Raw genomic sequence first — 14,916 nt, 5'->3', positions numbered from 1 at the left:
AGACATGGCTACTCCTGACTTCATCCGCACCCTGCGCCGGTCCATCGGTCATGAACTGCTCTGGCTCCCCGGCGTCAGTGCCGTCGTCCTCGACGACGAGGGCAGAGTGCTGCTCAACCGCCGCTCGGACAACCGCAAGTGGTCGCTGATCGGAGGCATCCCGGAACCGGGGGAGCAGCCCGCTGCCTGTGCCGTGCGGGAGGTCGAGGAGGAGACAGGAGTGCACTGCGTCGTCGAGCGGGTGATCGTCGTCCAGGCGCTCAAGCCCGTGACGTACGACAACGGCGACACCTGCCAGTACATGGACATCTCGTTCCGTTGCCGGGCCGTCGGCGGCGAGGCGCGGGTCAACGACGACGAGTCGCTGGAGGTGGGGTGGTTCGCGGTGGACGCCCTCCCGGAACTGAACGAGTTCGGGCTGCAGCGGATCAAGCAGGCGCTGACCGACGCACCCACATGGTTCGACTCTACGAGTTCCGAGTGAAGTATGGGGTGTGACCACATGTGGTGAGGGTCGGGCGCTCCCTAGGATCGGAGCATGACCGCTAGCAGCGCCCTCCCGGGCCCCCACGCCTCCACGCTCGACCTCGGCGGCCGCACCGCCCTCGTCACCGGCGCGGCCGGCGGCATCGGCCGCGCCTGTGCGCTGCGGCTCGCGGCGGCCGGAGCCAAGGTGAGAGCGGTCGACCGGGACGCGGCCGGTCTGGACGCGCTCGCCGAGCGGTCCGCGGGGCTGGCGGGCACTGTCGAACCGCTGGTCCTCGACCTCACCGACCTGGACGCCGCCGAGCACGCCGCCGCGGGCACCGACGTCCTCGTCAACAACGCCGGCCTCCAACTGGTGCGCCCCATCGAGGAGTTCCCGCCCGAGGTGTTCCACACGGTGCTCACCGTGATGCTGGAGGCGCCGTTCCGCCTGATCCGCGGCGCCCTGCCGCACATGTACGGGCAGGGGTGGGGGCGGATCGTCAACGTGTCCTCGGTCCACGGCCTGCGGGCCTCGGCCTACAAAGCGGCCTATGTGGCCGCCAAACACGGTCTGGAGGGTCTGTCCAAGACGGCCGCCCTCGAAGGCGCCCCCCACGGAGTGACCTCGAACTGTGTGAACCCGGCCTATGTGCGTACCCCACTGGTCGAGCGGCAGATCACCGACCAGGCCCTTGCGCACGGCATCCCAGAGGAGCGGGTGGTGTCCGAGGTGCTGCTCCAGGACAGCGCGCTGAAGCGGCTCATCGAGCCGGAGGAGGTCGCCGAGGCCGTGGCGTACCTGTGCGGCCCGCCGGCGTCCTTCGTCACCGGAACGTCGCTCGTCCTCGACGGCGGCTGGACCGCGCACTGACCGGCATCCGGCCGCACGCCGCCCCGCCCGGAGTTTTCCACAGGCCTGACGGGGTGAGCGTGCGATGAGCAATCCTGTGGGCATGTCCAGCGATCATCTGCAGTCCGCCGAGCTCCCCGCCGGCAGTGCCGAGGCACCCTTCCTCGAGCTGCTCGCCAGGGGCGCGTCCGCCGACGCCTACGAGCAGCCGGTGCTGATCGCCCGCGCCGAGGGAAGGCCGGCCGAGCGGATCGCCGCGCTCGAAGCGGCCAAGGCGGTCGCCCTGCGGGTGCGCTCCGAGCTGGAGGGCCGGCGCAGGCGGGAGGCCGAGCTGTCCGCCCTGTTCGAGACCGCCCATGACCTGGCCGGGCTCAGAGACCTGGACGCCGTGCTGCGGGCCATCGTGCAGCGCGCCCGGTCCCTGCTCGGCACGGACGTGGCCTACCTCAGCCTGAACGACCCGGCGCGGGGCGACACCTACATGCGGGTCACCGAGGGCTCGGTCGCCGCCCGCTTCCAGCAGCTGCGGCTCGGTATGGGCGAGGGGCTCGGCGGACTGGTCGCCCAGACCGCCCGTCCCTATGTCACCGACGACTATTTCAAGGACGACCGCTTCCAGCACACCCTCACCATCGACGCGGGCGTACGCGATGAGGGCCTGGTCGCCATCCTCGGCGTGCCGCTGACGCTGGGGCACCACGTCATCGGGGTGCTGTTCGCGGCGGATCGGCGTGCCCGGGTCTTCGAGCGGGAGCAGATCGCGCTCCTCGGTTCCTTCGCCGCGCTGGCCGCGGCCGCCATCGACACCGCGAACCTGCTCACCGAGACCCGCTCGGCCCTGACCGAGCTGGAGCGGGCCAACGAGATCATCCGGGATCACAGCGGCGTCATCGAGCGCGCCTCCGACGTCCACGACCGGCTCGCCGAACTGGTGCTGCGTGGCGGCGGGGTGCACGACGTGGCCGCGGCCGTCTCCGAAATCCTCGACGGCACGGTCGAGTTCTCCGAGGTCGCACCCACCGAGGCGCTGGAGGCCTCCCGGGCCGAAGGCCACGCCGTGCGGCACAAGGACGACTGGATCGCCGCGGTCGCCGCCGGCGGCGAACTCCTGGGTGCCCTCGTGATGCGCGGCCACCCCGGACTCGACCCCGTCGACCAGCGCACCCTGGAACGCGCCGCGATGGTCACCTCTCTGCTCCTGCTGGCCAGGCGTTCCGCCGCCGAGGCCGAACAGCGGGTGCGCGGCGAACTCCTGGACGACCTGCTCGACGCGCGCGACCGCGATCCCCGTCTGCTGCGCGAACGTGCCGTCCGGCTGGACGCCGATCTCGACGCCACCCACATCGTGCTGGCCGCCCGTCTCGACGCCACCGCGGCCGACGCCGACCAGGAGGCGGCCGCCCGCAGACGCCTGTGGTCCGCGGCCTCCCACCTCGCCGCCACCCGGCACGGCCTGGCCGCCGCCCGCGACGGCGGCACCGTCCTGCTGCTGCCCCTCACCGCCGGGGACACGGCCACCGAACTGGCCCGCCGCACCGCCGGACACCTCGGAACAGCCGTCCACGAGGCGGTGACCGTGGGCGCCTCGGCCCCGGTCCGCGATCTCGCCGTCCACCTGGACGCCGTGGCCGCGGCCTACGAGGAGGGCCGCCGCTGCCTAGACGCGCTGCGCCTCCTGGGCCGCTCGGGGGACGGTGCCGCCGCCGAGGACTTCGGATTCCTCGGGCTGCTCCTCGCCGGTGACCGGGACATCGCGGGCTTCGTCGACCGGACCATCGGTCAGGTCGTCGCGTACGACGACCGGCGGGGCACCGATCTCCTGCGCACCCTCGACGCCTACTTCGCGTGCGGGATGAGCCCGGCCCGCACCAAGGACGAACTGCACGTCCATGTGAACACCGTGGCCCAGCGCCTGGAGCGTGTGGGCCGCCTGCTCGGTGAGGACTGGCAGAGCCCCGCCCGCGCGTTGGAGATCCAACTCGCGCTGAGGCTGCACCGGTTGTCGGCGCCGACGCGGCACTGACCCCCGCACGCAGCGCGTACGGGGGCCGGCGGGGTCGGGCACCGCCCGGGATTCAGGCGGTCCGGGCGTCCGCGGCGGAGGACTTGGCCGCGGGCTCCGGCTCGGTGGCCGACTCGGCGTCGGCCAGGTCCCGGTGGCGCGTCTCCTTGGCGACACCCACGGCGACGACCGTCAGGACGGCCGCGGCGATGACGTACAGGGCGATCGGGGTGGAGCTGCCGTAGTCGGAGAGGAGAGCGGTGGCGATGAGAGGTGCCGGGGCACCTGCGGCAACGGAGGCGAACTGAGCGCCGATGGAGGCACCGGAGTACCGCATCCGGGTCGCGAACATCTCCGAGAAGAAGGCCGCTTGGGGCGCGTACATGGCGCCGTGCATGACGAGTCCCACGGTCACCGCGAGGATCATGTTGCCGAAGCCGCCGGTGTCGATGAGCCAGAAGAAGGGGAACATCCACAGCCCCACGCCGACCGCGCCGAGCAGGTACACGGGGCGCCGGCCGACGCGGTCCGACAGGGCTCCCCAGGCGGGGATCACCGCGAAGTGCACGGCCGAGGCGATCAGCACCGAGTTGAGGGCGGTCTGCTTGGAGACTCCGGCCGATGTGGTGGCGTAGACGAGGATGAACGCGGTGATGACGTAGTAGCTGATGTTCTCCGCCATGCGTGCGCCCATCGCGACCAGCACGTCGCGCCAGTGGTGGCGCAGCACGGAGACGATCGGCAGCTTCTCCGGCGCGCCGTCCCGCGCCGCCTTGCGGGCCTCCGCCTGCGCCAACGCCTGCTTGAACACGGGGGATTCGTCGACGGACAGCCGTATCCACAGGCCGACGAACACCAGGACGCCGGAGAGCAGGAAGGGAATCCGCCAGCCCCAGCTGCCGAACGCGGCGTCCGACAGTACGGCGGTCAGCAGTGACAGCACACCCGTCGCGAGGAGTTGTCCGGCCGGCGCGCCGGTCTGCGGCCACGAGGCCCAGAAGCCGCGCCGCCGCGCGTCCCCGTGCTCGGACACGAGAAGTACGGCTCCGCCCCACTCCCCGCCGAGCGCGAAGCCCTGGACCAGGCGCAGCACGGTCAGCAGCACGGGAGCGGCCGTGCCGACGGTCGCGTGCGTGGGCAGCAGCCCGATCGCGAAGGTCGCCCCGCCCATCAGCAGCAGGCTCAGCACCAGCAGCTTCTTGCGTCCGAGCCGGTCGCCGTAGTGCCCGAACACCAGGGCACCGAGCGGACGGGCGGCGAATCCGACGGCATACGTCAGGAAGGACAGCAGCGTGCCGACGAGCGGGTCGGAGTCGGGAAAGAACAGCTTGTTGAAGACCAGGGCGGCCGCGGAGCCGTAGAGGAAGAAGTCGTACCACTCGATGGTGGTGCCGATGAGGCTGGCGGCGACGATGCGCTTGAGGTTGTTCGGGGCCGGTGGAGCGGTTGCGGGCGACGACATCGGCACCACTTCCTGGGGTGTGACGGGGACGTTTGCGTGTCGCCACACCGTAGGAATCCGCAGGTCAGGCGCACATGTGGCGGGGCAACATAGTTCGAGGGTTCGCTATGCGTGCGGCCACCATGCCGGCTCGTGGAAAGGCGGTTCAGGGGAGCGATGGTGGTCGAAACGAGTGCCGTCCGGGACGCGCAGTTCAGGGTGATTTGACGGTGTGGTGCTGACTCCCGTGCTGGTTTGGTGCTGGCTAAAAGCCCACGTCATCACCTGTGCTCACCCCTCCCGTGCTGACTTGGTGCTGACTACACTCCGTTGAACTCGGACATCGTGGGGCTGATCGGCTCAGGGCCGTTGCGCGGTAGGCGAACTGAGTGACAGGCCGACCCGGCTTTGCCACTCGGCTCTGCGGGCAAGGACAAGGTGTTGCGCCTGCGCGTGGTGCGCGTTCGGCCCAGCAGATACTTGGTCTGCTGGTGGTACACGCCTGACCTCGCTCCTGACCTGCGATAAAGAGTGGAAACGTCGAGTGCCAGGCTGGGTAGGTCCGCACCTGGTCCGGATCTTGATGAGGGGTACGTGGTGCTAGCGAGTGGGCCGCGGTACCACATGGCACATGTCGTAGAAACCATCCACGGGCGTCCAGTTGATCCAAGGTGAGCGCGTAAGTCCAGGTCAGAGCCCTGTGACGTGAGTGCGTCGCGGGGTTGGTGACTCGCCTGTGATCGCTCGTGACACCTGAGGACCCCGTCGGCTTGCTCCGGCGCGGGTCCGGCATAGACGGGGGCCGCGTCCGCACGCTGATGGCAGGCGAGCCACGGGCATGCGCTGTCCCCCCGTCATAGGGGCGTCTGGGAGGTCGTCTCAGCTACCGGTTCACCGGTTCCGGGGACGCGTCTCGTCGATCATGTCGGGGTCGGTGGGCCCTGAGCTGGCTCCGTCAGGATGCTGAGACGCTGGCCTCCAGCGTTCTCAGTGAAGGTGGCAGTTTCCTTGTTGGCTCGGGAGGACGGTCCTGACCGGGCTTGGCAGCCGTTGAGGAATTCGTTCGCTGTCCGAGGTGATCGGTTCTAGCCTGCGTCGCGTGATGACGGCTGAAGACGTTTTGTCTGTCCTGGCTCTGCTGCGACGGGCAGAGGTAGATGTCTGGATCGGTGGAGGATGGGGGATCGATGCTCTGATCGGCGAACAGACCCGAGACCATCGCGACTTGGACCTGATGCATCGGCAGGACCAGGAGGCTGCTGTGGTGGCAGCTCTCTTTGAGGCGGGTTTCGTGGAGAGCCTGAGCTGGAGGCCCATTCGATTCGTCGTCACGGCTCCGGATGGCCGAGAGATCGACCTTCATCCTCTCGTCTTTGGAGGTGACGGCTCGGCGGTGCAGGCGTCACCCGAACCGGAGGGTCCTTTCGTCTATCCCTCCTCGTGCTTCTTGACGGGGACCATCGAGGGGATGGATGTCCCGTGTCTGTCTGCCGAGCAGCAGGTCTACTTCCATCAGGGATACGAGCCCACGGACCGCGATCGACATGACATGGCTCAACTCCGCCGAGTCTTCGGGGTCGCCACCCACTTCTGAGGAGCTAGATGTATTGCCCTGTGAGGTTGGGGACGCGGCTGGCGGGTGGTTTGCTGTGAGGGCGTCCGCTCGGGTCGAGGACGTGTGTCCGGTGCGGGAGTTCGCCTCGTACCGCGGGCAGCGGAATTATCCGGCCTGTACTGGTCGGCGACGGTGGGCACTCACGGCGGCTACGAATTCAACCCGCTTGCTTTTGATGCGTCCCGCTGACCTGCGTGAACTGGATTTGGTGAGGTGCGTGGGCTCGGTTGAGACAGACCACAGCCGTCCGTCTCAGTTGCTCCGGCTTCGGGAGCGGCGTCGATAGAGTGTCGTCATGCCGTATTCGCCGATGACGCTTCAACTCGATACCGCTCGGCTGACGTTGCGTCCGTGGACCGAGGCCGATGTCGACGCCCATCGTGTGCTCGTCGCCGAACGGGGTGGTGGCATGCCGTCGATCGAGGACAACCGGCGGATGATAGAGAATCAGCGCGCTGCGTCGGCACTGACAGGGATCGCTCTGCTGCCCGTCATCCGCCGCGATGTGGGCGACTTCATCGGGTATTGCGGGCTCACTGTCGGTCGGGCTTCCGTTGACGAGCCGGAGATCGCCTACGAGCTGTTCCGGCACGTGCACGGACAGGGCTATGCCACCGAGGCGGCGTCCGCGGTGCTCGACGCGGCGTTCGCGACTGGGCGGAAAAGGCTCTGGTCGACGGTGCGTCCCTGGAACGCGCCATCGTTTCGCGTCCTCGAAAAGCTTGGGTTCCAGCGCGACCACGTCTCGACCGAAGACAGTGGCGAACTGGTGTGGCTCACCCGTTCCCTGCCGTAGGAGACGCGCTGCGGTCAGTTCGAAGTGGCTCCGCCTGTCCGACGGCGCGGACGTGACCTGCGGCTCCCTGAGGTCTCGCACCCTGTGGCCAGCCGTTCAGTCTCACGATCGTGGCCGAACTCTGGGGCCGCGGCACCGCCTCCGAAGGCGCACGCTGACGGCAACTTGAGCGTCCGGGAGGGGAGCCCACACCCGTGGCCGAGGGCACGAGTCCGTGAACAGGTGCCATCTGGCGGCGGTCCCGTCTTGAGTGCGTCAGGTCGTCGCCTTGATTCAGAGCATGTGCTGTTCGCGAAGGTGGGCATCGGGGTCCCAGGGTTTCGTGCGGCGGGGCCGAAGCCCCGCACTGGACTGGCGAAGCCTCTGGCGCCCGCCAATAAGGGGGAGTATCGGGGGCAGAGCCAGCCCCTATGGCGACGTTGGCGCCGGCGTTGCGACGCCGGGGCTCGGCTCCTTGATCACGAGCGGGTGCAGCTCCCACACGTCGATCGCGTAGTTGAGGGGCGTACCCGGCGTGCTGTGGGCCTGAAGTCGCCACGCACCCTGTCTTGTTGGGTAGAAGCGCAGGGTGAGGACCTGTCCGGTGGTGGTCAGGAAGATTTCGGCGATGGAGTGGTCGACGACCACGCGCAGGTCGATGGGTCGGTCGGCTGGGCAGGGCATCCGGTAGGAGCCGCTGCGGGCCCGGGGGTCCAGTGAGGCGTGGTCACGGTCGACGACCAGTTCGCCCGCATCGACATCGAGGCGGATGTCGAGGTACTCGGAGCCGTCCGGGATGGTGAGCAGCCGCAGACAGGCGTTGCCGGTCGGCTCCAGGCGCGCCGTCAGGTCGAAGGCGCGGCTCACGCTGCCGAGGTCCACCGGCTGCAGGTCGTGCGTCGCACCTGTGGCGTGGATGATGTGCCCGCCACGCAGGGCGAGCAGTTCGGTGGCGGGCTGCTGGCGCAGCGTGCCGTCGTCGACATGGATCTCGCGGGGCAGAGTGAGGACGCCGGACCATCTGTCTGCGACGGCCCAGGCTTCGTCGCGGGCTTCCCCTGACCAGCCCCAGAGCAGCCACCGATTGCCTGGCGCGCGCAGCAGGGCGGGTGCGTAGCAGTCGGGGCCGTGGTCGACGAGTACGGGCGGGCCGGCTTCGAAGACGTCGCCGTGTTCCTCACCTATGAGGGCCTCGACGCATTGCGGGCCGTCGTCGAGGTTCCAGGCGCTGACGATGAGGGCGCCGGGTCCCGAGGCCGCGGGGAGGTACTGGGGGCATTCCCAGCCCTCGCCGGTGTTCAGGCTGATGCCACTGATGGGCTCCTTCTCGCGGGCCGCGAAGGGCCCCCGGTAGGTCCAGGTCTCCAGGTTGGGCGAGTCGTACAGGAGGGCTGCGCCGCGGCCGTCCGCGAGGGCGGCGCCGACCAGCATCCGCCAGCCGTCGCGGTCCCGCCAGACGTACGGGTCGCGGTACATGGTGCAGTCCTCGGGCAGCTCGGGGATGAGCAGTTCGCCCCGCGGGCTGAAGGTCCGGCCGTCGTCGTGGGAGACGGCGCAGGTGACCGGCTGGTGCTGGGGCGAGCGGTCCTCGCGGTGCGCGGAGTAGAAGGCGACGAGGCGGTCGCCTTCGGAGACGGCGTTGCCGGAGAAGCAGCCGTCGGCGTCCACGCCAGCGGGGGTCGGGGCCAGGGCGATCGGCAGCGGCTCCCAGGTCAGCAGGTCAGGGCTGCGGAAGTGGCCCCAGTGCATGTTCGCGTGGGTCGCTCCGTACGGGTTGTACTGGTAGAAGACGTGGTAGTGGCCGTCGTGGAAGACCAGCCCGTTGGGGTCGTTGATCCAGTTGACGGGCGGGCGCAGGTGCACGACGGGGTAGTGCGGATCGCGGGGTGTAGCGGACACACGTGTGCCTTTCGGTATGTCAGACAGGGGCCCCGCCCAGCGGTGCCTAGGGGCTGGGCGGTGGTCTTCAGGCCCGGATGCGGAACCCCGTGCTCAGCTGCTGCTCCCGTCGTGAGCTGGGGCCCACGCGGAGGGCGAACTCGCCTGGTTCGACTACGCGCCGGTTGTCGGCGGTGACGAGTGAGCACTGCGAGGCAGGGATGCTGATGGTGACCTCCAGGCTTTGGCCGGGAGGGATTTCGACCTGGGTGAAACCCTTCAGCTCCTGCTCGGCCCAGGTGACGCTGGTCGTCAGGTCGCTGATGTATGCCTGGACCGTTTCCAGTGCCGGGCGGCTGCCGCTGTTGGTGAGCCGCACCGTGGCGTCGACGGTGCCGTCGCCGGGGACGTCCTCCTCCCGCACGGTGAGGTCGGAGTAGGTGACGGTGGTGTAGCTGAGACCTTCACCGCACGCGAACAGCGGGTCCTGGGTGAGATCGGCGTAGCGGTCGCCGTGCTGGCCGCGCACCTGGTTGTAGAAGACCGGTTGCTGTCCGACGTGGCGGGCGAAGGAGACCGGGAGCCGGCCGCTGGGTTCGGTGAGGCCGAGGAGGAGTTCGGCGATGGCGCGGCCGCCGCGCATGCCCGGGTTGAACGCCTCGATGAGTGCTGCCGCGTTCAGAGCCGAGTCCGGCAGGGTGCTCGGTTTGGACTGGATCAGTATCACGATCATGGGGGTGCCGGTGGCGGCGACCGCGTCCAGCAGCGCGATCTGGCCTCCCTGGAGGTCGAGGGTGGCCGTGGAGCGCACCTCGCCCGTCAGGGCGATGGTGTCCCCCACGACCACGACGGCGTAGTCGGCGGCCTCTGCGGCGGCGATGGCCTCCCGAAGCTGTGCCTCGTCGACCGGGGCAGGGGTGAAAACGGGGGGCTGCGGCTGGCCGTCGGGCCCGACGACCCACTGTTCGGGGTCGAAGGCGGGGCTTTCGATGTCGGCTCCGCGGGCGTACGTGATCGCCCAGTCGGCGGGGGCGACGGCGCGCAGGCCGTCCAGCACCGTCTCCACCAACTCCCGTGGGTGACCTCCGGGCATCCACGGGACCTGGCCGGTGGCGCCCGCCCAGTCACCGAGCATGGCCTCCGGGCTGTCGGCGTTGGGGCCGATGACCGCGATCGTCCGCGGGGTGCCCTGGCTTGCGGCGCGTCCGGTTGCGTCCGCGGTCAGCCCGCCGTCGAGGGGCAGTGTCCCCTCGTTGCGCAGCAGCACCAGCGAACGTCGGGCGGTCTCGAGATTCAGGCCGGCGTGTTCTCGGCAGCCGATCACCTGCGCCTGCCGCTCGGGGTCGGGGGCACGGGGGTCCTCGAAGAGTCCGAGTTCGAACTTCAGCCGCAGAACCCGCCGTACCGCGTCATCGATCTGCTTCTCCTCGACCAGTCCGCGGGCGACTGCCTCCTGCGCCCCCTCGAAGAACTGTGGCGTGGCCATGATGAGGTCGTTGCCGGAGTTGACGGCGACCGCCGCCGCCTCGGCGTAATCGGCGCAGGTGCGCTGGTCGTAGACCATCCGGCCGACGTTGTCCCAGTCGGTCACCAGCGTGCCGGTGAAACCCCACTCGCCCTTGAGCACGTCGTTGATCAGCCACTCATTCGCGGTGATGGGCACGCCGTCGATCGACTGGTAGCCCAGCATGAAGCCGCGGCAGCCGGCCCGGGCCGCTTGCTCGAACGGGGGCAGGAACCACGAGCGCAGCTTGCGGGGGCTGAGATCGGCTTCGCTGGCGTCGCGGCCGCCCAGGGTTTCGGAGTAGCCCGCGAAGTGCTTGGCGTATGCCAGGACGGCTGTCGGGTCGCTCAGGCCCTCACCCTGGTATCCGCGCACCATCGCCGGCCCAGTTCGCCGATCAGGAACGGGTCCTCGCCGAACGTCTCGTTGATCCGGCCCCAGCGCAGGTCCCGGGTGATGCACAGCACCGGGGAGAACGTCCCGTGGATGCCGGTTGTCGCGATCTCGGTCGCGGACGCTCGGGCGACCCGGTGCACCAGGGAGGGATCCCAGGTGCATGCCATGCCCAGCTGGGTCGGGAAGATGGTCGCGCCCGGCCAGAAGGAGTGGCCGTGGATGCAGTCGTCGGCTGTCAGCAGCGGGATGCCGAGCCGTGTCCGCTGGGCCCGTTCCATGGCCTCGGGCATCCGCGCCGGTGTCACGTGCAGGGCCGACCGCCTGCGAGGAGGCGGCCGGCTTCCAGAGCCGCTTCAGCCCAGTTCGGCCAGTCGTCGTATGGCCGGGGCGGCGAAGGTCTCCATTACTGCGATGTGGGGCCCAGGTGCGGCGAGATGATCACCGTGTCGATGCCGAGCTTGCCGTAGGGCTCGACGTCACGGCTGAAGGTGTCCAGGTCCTCTTCGGTGGCGGCCGCTCCGGAGTATGAGTTACGACGTCGTGCCGCGCACGCCTTCGCCCTCTCGTGACCGAGCGGCCGTGGCCAAGGTCGCCCATCTGCTCGACGGCGGGCCGACCAGGACGGCACAGGGGCGCCCGACCCGTCGCGTCCACCGGGGGCATGCCGGCCCATCACGCCGCCCCGCCTTCACTCCCGCCCGCCGGCCGGTGCTCCCAGAGCGTCTCGCCCTGGACCTCCATGACGACGGTGCCGGAGCCGTTGGTGAGGGTGCCCCGGCTGCGCACGACGGCGGTGCCGTCGTCGCGGGGACGGACCTCCACGATCTCCATCCTGCCGTGCAGCACGTCACCGGGCCTCACCGGCGCCCGCATGCGCAGGGGGCCGAGCTCCCGGCCGGCGATCAGGGCGGCGCGCGAGAACACCGCGTCCACCAGGAGACGCTGCAGGAGGGCCGCGGTGTGGAATCCGCTGGCGATGAGGCCCCCGAAACGGCTCGTGGCTGCCGCGCCTTCGTCCGTGTGGAGGGGGAGGGGGTCGAATCGGCGGCCGAAATCGAGGATCTCCTCTTTGGAGACCTTGGTGCTGCCGAGCTCGAACACGGTCCCCGGTCGAAGGTCCTCGGCAAAGAGCACGGTACTCACCGCCGTTGCGGCGCGGGCCCTGCGACCTCGCGGCCATGACCCGGCATGCCCGGCGCGAGACCGGGCCCGGCCAGGCCCTGGTGCGGGGTGAACCCGTGGATGTACATGTCTAGTCGCATGCGGGTCTCCGTTCGTCTCCTCGTGCAGTCGCTGATGGCCGCCCTGACCTCCTCCGCCGGACGGGCGCGGCCGGACATCAGTCGAGTTCGGTGACGAACCGCCGGAGCAGACGGCCGAACGCCTCGACGTCCTCGTCCGGCCACCGGCCGAGCCGCTCCTCGAGCCCCTTGCGCTGGTGCTGCCTGACGCGGGCCAGGCGGGCGTGACCGGTGTCGGTGAGTTCCAGCAACTTGGTCCTGGGCCGCGACGGATGGGCCACCCGGCGCAACAGGCCGTCTTCCTCCAGCCGGGACAGCTGTCGGCTGACGGTCGACTTCTCCAGGCCGTACCGCTCCGCCAGGTCGGAGGCGGTCGGCTGGGGGACGGAGCCCACGTACGACAGCATCGTGTACGCGACGAAGGACAGGTCGTCGTACATGTTGTTCGCCCGCGCTTTGGCATTGCGGGAGAACAGGATGATCGCCTCGTGGATCACGTCGAGGGGTTCGTCCCGTGCAGGCATGGCGCCATCATGGAGTTGTACGAAGCAACTGTCAAGGCTGTGTCGTGCAACTCTCGTCTCGTCGCCTTTGCCCGGCCTGGTTCAGAGCGCATTGGCGGAGGGGTCGCCCGGCCGTCCTGATGGCGCTCCTGTGCGGCCTTCCCCCTCGCCCGGGGTCCTGAGCGTCACGAGAGCGCGGTCGGTCCCGCTGGGGTCCTTGATCTCCGGAGTGGTCGGGCAGGTCCTCCAGTGGCGCCGGTCGAGGCTGCCGCGGCTCAGAGTGTCGCGCGCAGGTGGCTGACCGTGACGAAGTGGTAGCCCTGGGCGGTGAGGGTGCGCAGGATCTCGGGAACGGCGGCGACCGAGGTGGGGTGGATGTCGTGGATCAGGATGACGTCGTTGCGCTTGGCCGTGCTGATGACGCTCTGCGCGACCTTCGCGGCGTCCGGGTACTTCCAGTCCTCGGTGTCCATGGTCCACAGCGCCGGGGAGAGGCTGGTGACCGCCCGGACCTTGCCGTCGATCGCCCCGTACGGCGGGCGGAACAGCGTCGGTTCCTTGCCCGTGGCCGCCTTGATCGCCGCGTTGGTGCGGTCCAGTTGGGAGCGGACCTGGGCCGAGCTCAGGTTGGTGAGGACCGGGTGGTTCCAGGAGTGGTCGCCCACCTCGTGGCCGGACTGCGCCTCGGCCCGTACGACCTCCGGGTGCAGGGCGACGTTCTGGCCGACGACGAAGAAGGTGGCGCGTGCCTTGTACTGGGCGAGGTACTTCAGCAGCGTTCCGGTGTAGGGGACGGCGGGACCGTCGTCGAAGGTCAGGGCGATGCTGACCTCGGAGCAGTCCGTGGAGTCCGTGCCCGGGTCCGGCTGCGCGGTGACCGTCTGGGTGGATGTGTCGGTGGCACCGAGGTCGAGCTTGCCGTCCGGGTCGACGGTCTGGCGCTGGGCCCGGCCTCCGAAGTCGGACAGGAACGGAGTGACGGTCGCCTTGGGGAGCGTGACGGAGATACGGCCGGCCGCGGCGACGCCGACGGTGTCCCGGTCGAAGTCCACCTTCAGGCCTCCGTCGGAGGTGAAGCTCATGTCGTCCAGGTAGGTATCGCGGTACTCCCGGTCGCCGAGCGACGAGTCGAGGGAGTCGGCGGTGACCCCCTCCCGGTGCCCCAGGGCCTTCTCCACGGCCGCGACGAAGGCGTCCCGCGAGCCGTCAGCGATGAGCCCGGCAGACGTCCGGTACTGCTGGGCGGCGCCTTCGTACCAGTACGACTTGGTGGCCAGGCCGTCCCCGGCCGACGAACGGTCGAGCGTCACCAGCCGGACACACGTCAGCAGCTACAAATGGGGCACCAACCTCATCGGCTTCAACGCGCTGAACAGCTACGTCTCACCGAGCTACTACGTGCAGAAGATGCTGGCCGACAGCCACGGCGACCAGGTCCTTCCCTCCTCCTTCGCGGGCACCGACACCGTCAACAGCGTGGTGACGAATGACTCCTCGACCGGCAAGATCTACATCACGCTGGTCAACCCGTCCTCCGCGGCCCAGACCGTCAACGTCAATCTCTCCGGCGCCGGCACCCTGCCGTCCACCGGCACCGCCACCACCCTGTCCTCCGCGAGCGGCACCGACACCAACTCCATCTCCGACCCCGACAAGATCACTCCGAGCACGGCATCCATCAGTGGCGTCAGCTCGGTGCCGGCCTACTCCGTCACCGTCCTCACCCTCGGCTGAGCCGCACCGGAAGCGCCCGTCCCGCCGCGAGTACCCGCTCGCGGCGGGACAGGCGGTCTCGGTTGCCGGTTTCGGCGGTGGGGGACCGTCCCGTGGACGACGCGGTACGAGCGAAGGCGTGACGCTCATCCGCAGATGGTGGCCGCATGCCGCCGTCTGTACGGTCATGCAGGCCGTCGAGGCAGAGGTCACCCAACCCTGCTGCCCGAAACCCGACCGAAGACGGTGGTGGAGATCGGCACATTCCACGGCTGTTCGACTATCTGGATTCTCCAGGCCCTGCGGGGCACCGGCACCGGCCACCTGTACTCGTACGACATCGTGGACCGCGTCGTGCGGGGCGTCCCCGAGCACTGTCCGTCGGACTCCGCGGACTTCCTCTTCTCGACGCCGCTCACTTCGCCTTCCGGGCGCACGCACCCGGAATCCACGACGGCCTGAACGACGTTGAGCGGACCTTCGCCCTGGGCCACCCCGTCCGGTGACCAGCGAGGACACGGCGACTCGTG

At 69.5% G+C, this 14,916-nt stretch carries 13 protein-coding genes and 1 pseudogene; 7 read left to right on the top strand and 7 right to left on the bottom strand.

What is annotated here, in order from left to right; genetic code table 11:
* Positions 1-4 precede the first annotated feature (4 nt).
* From RNB18_RS38460 to RNB18_RS38450, 3 genes are all read left to right on the top strand, one after another.
* A complete protein-coding gene (locus RNB18_RS38460) occupies positions 5-484 on the top strand; it encodes an NUDIX hydrolase (RefSeq protein ID WP_311718720.1) in 480 nt (159 codons plus the stop codon).
* A 54-nt stretch (positions 485-538) separates the two neighbouring features.
* A complete protein-coding gene (locus tag RNB18_RS38455; protein ID WP_311718719.1) occupies positions 539-1,339 on the top strand; it encodes a 3-hydroxybutyrate dehydrogenase in 801 nt (266 codons plus the stop codon).
* Positions 1,340-1,421: 82 nt separating this feature from the next.
* On the top strand, positions 1,422-3,341 hold the full coding sequence (locus tag RNB18_RS38450) for a helix-turn-helix domain-containing protein (RefSeq protein ID WP_311718860.1): 1,920 nt from the start codon (positions 1,422-1,424) through the stop codon (positions 3,339-3,341).
* A 52-nt stretch (positions 3,342-3,393) separates the two neighbouring features.
* Here RNB18_RS38450 and RNB18_RS38445 read toward each other — a convergent pair whose 3' ends face one another.
* The gene (locus RNB18_RS38445) at positions 3,394-4,782 is read right to left on the bottom strand and encodes an MFS transporter (RefSeq protein WP_311718718.1); all 1,389 of its coding nucleotides are present in this window, start codon (positions 4,780-4,782) and stop codon (positions 3,394-3,396) included.
* Positions 4,783-5,863: 1,081 nt separating this feature from the next.
* Between RNB18_RS38445 and RNB18_RS38440 the strand changes: the two genes are divergently transcribed.
* Positions 5,864-6,355, top strand: a complete 492-nt coding sequence (locus tag RNB18_RS38440) for a nucleotidyltransferase domain-containing protein (RefSeq protein ID WP_311718859.1) — start codon at positions 5,864-5,866, stop codon at positions 6,353-6,355.
* Between the two features lie 316 nt (positions 6,356-6,671).
* Positions 6,672-7,172, top strand: coding sequence for a GNAT family N-acetyltransferase (locus tag RNB18_RS38435; RefSeq protein ID WP_266523758.1), 501 nt, complete (start codon positions 6,672-6,674; stop codon positions 7,170-7,172).
* A gap of 408 nt (positions 7,173-7,580) precedes the next feature.
* Here RNB18_RS38435 and RNB18_RS38430 read toward each other — a convergent pair whose 3' ends face one another.
* The 6 genes and pseudogenes from RNB18_RS38430 to RNB18_RS38405 all read right to left on the bottom strand — a co-directional run bounded on the left by RNB18_RS38430 (position 7,581) and on the right by RNB18_RS38405 (position 13,983).
* Positions 7,581-9,050 carry a glycoside hydrolase family 32 protein gene (locus RNB18_RS38430; protein WP_311718717.1) on the bottom strand — a complete coding sequence of 490 codons (1,470 nt, stop codon included), beginning with the start codon at positions 9,048-9,050 and terminating at the stop codon, positions 7,581-7,583.
* Positions 9,051-9,117: 67 nt separating this feature from the next.
* Positions 9,118-11,246 (bottom strand): annotated as a pseudogene (locus tag RNB18_RS38425) (glycoside hydrolase family 3 N-terminal domain-containing protein); the annotation flags it as partial.
* Between the two features lie 355 nt (positions 11,247-11,601).
* Positions 11,602-12,063: a MaoC/PaaZ C-terminal domain-containing protein gene (locus RNB18_RS38420; RefSeq protein WP_266523755.1), complete on the bottom strand. Its 462-nt coding sequence runs from the start codon at positions 12,061-12,063 to the stop codon at positions 11,602-11,604.
* Positions 12,064-12,068: 5 nt separating this feature from the next.
* Positions 12,069-12,191 carry a hypothetical protein gene (locus tag RNB18_RS38415; protein WP_266523753.1) on the bottom strand — a complete coding sequence of 41 codons (123 nt, stop codon included), beginning with the start codon at positions 12,189-12,191 and terminating at the stop codon, positions 12,069-12,071.
* Between the two features lie 77 nt (positions 12,192-12,268).
* Positions 12,269-12,694: a MarR family winged helix-turn-helix transcriptional regulator gene (locus tag RNB18_RS38410; RefSeq protein WP_266523751.1), complete on the bottom strand. Its 426-nt coding sequence runs from the start codon at positions 12,692-12,694 to the stop codon at positions 12,269-12,271.
* Positions 12,695-12,948: 254 nt separating this feature from the next.
* Positions 12,949-13,983, bottom strand: a complete 1,035-nt coding sequence (locus RNB18_RS38405; protein WP_311718715.1) for a polysaccharide deacetylase family protein — start codon at positions 13,981-13,983, stop codon at positions 12,949-12,951.
* Between RNB18_RS38405 and RNB18_RS38400 the strand changes: the two genes are divergently transcribed.
* A complete protein-coding gene (locus RNB18_RS38400) occupies positions 13,943-14,407 on the top strand; it encodes an alpha-L-arabinofuranosidase C-terminal domain-containing protein (protein ID WP_311718714.1) in 465 nt (154 codons plus the stop codon). The genes RNB18_RS38405 and RNB18_RS38400 overlap by 41 nt on opposite strands.
* Before the next feature lie 228 nt (positions 14,408-14,635).
* On the top strand, positions 14,636-14,848 hold the full coding sequence (locus RNB18_RS38395) for a class I SAM-dependent methyltransferase (RefSeq protein WP_311718713.1): 213 nt from the start codon (positions 14,636-14,638) through the stop codon (positions 14,846-14,848).
* Positions 14,849-14,916: the final 68 nt, after the last annotated feature.

The sequence above is a fragment of the Streptomyces doebereineriae genome, assembly GCF_031845645.1.
In the GTDB taxonomy this organism is placed as follows: domain Bacteria; phylum Actinomycetota; class Actinomycetes; order Streptomycetales; family Streptomycetaceae; genus Streptomyces; species Streptomyces canus.
The sequence above is the reverse complement of the archived record's forward strand: the minus strand, read 5'-3'. Positions and strand labels throughout refer to the sequence as shown.

Coding starts and splice junctions, on each gene's coding strand:
- RNB18_RS38460 (WP_311718720.1), top strand. CDS start 5: ATGGCTACTCCTGACTTCATCCGCACCCTGCGCCGGTCCATCGGTCAT.
- RNB18_RS38455 (WP_311718719.1), top strand. CDS start 539: ATGACCGCTAGCAGCGCCCTCCCGGGCCCCCACGCCTCCACGCTCGAC.
- RNB18_RS38450 (WP_311718860.1), top strand. CDS start 1,422: ATGTCCAGCGATCATCTGCAGTCCGCCGAGCTCCCCGCCGGCAGTGCC.
- RNB18_RS38445 (WP_311718718.1), bottom strand. CDS start 4,782: ATGTCGTCGCCCGCAACCGCTCCACCGGCCCCGAACAACCTCAAGCGC.
- RNB18_RS38440 (WP_311718859.1), top strand. CDS start 5,864: ATGACGGCTGAAGACGTTTTGTCTGTCCTGGCTCTGCTGCGACGGGCA.
- RNB18_RS38435 (WP_266523758.1), top strand. CDS start 6,672: ATGCCGTATTCGCCGATGACGCTTCAACTCGATACCGCTCGGCTGACG.
- RNB18_RS38415 (WP_266523753.1), bottom strand. CDS start 12,191: ATGCGACTAGACATGTACATCCACGGGTTCACCCCGCACCAGGGCCTG.
- RNB18_RS38410 (WP_266523751.1), bottom strand. CDS start 12,694: ATGCCTGCACGGGACGAACCCCTCGACGTGATCCACGAGGCGATCATC.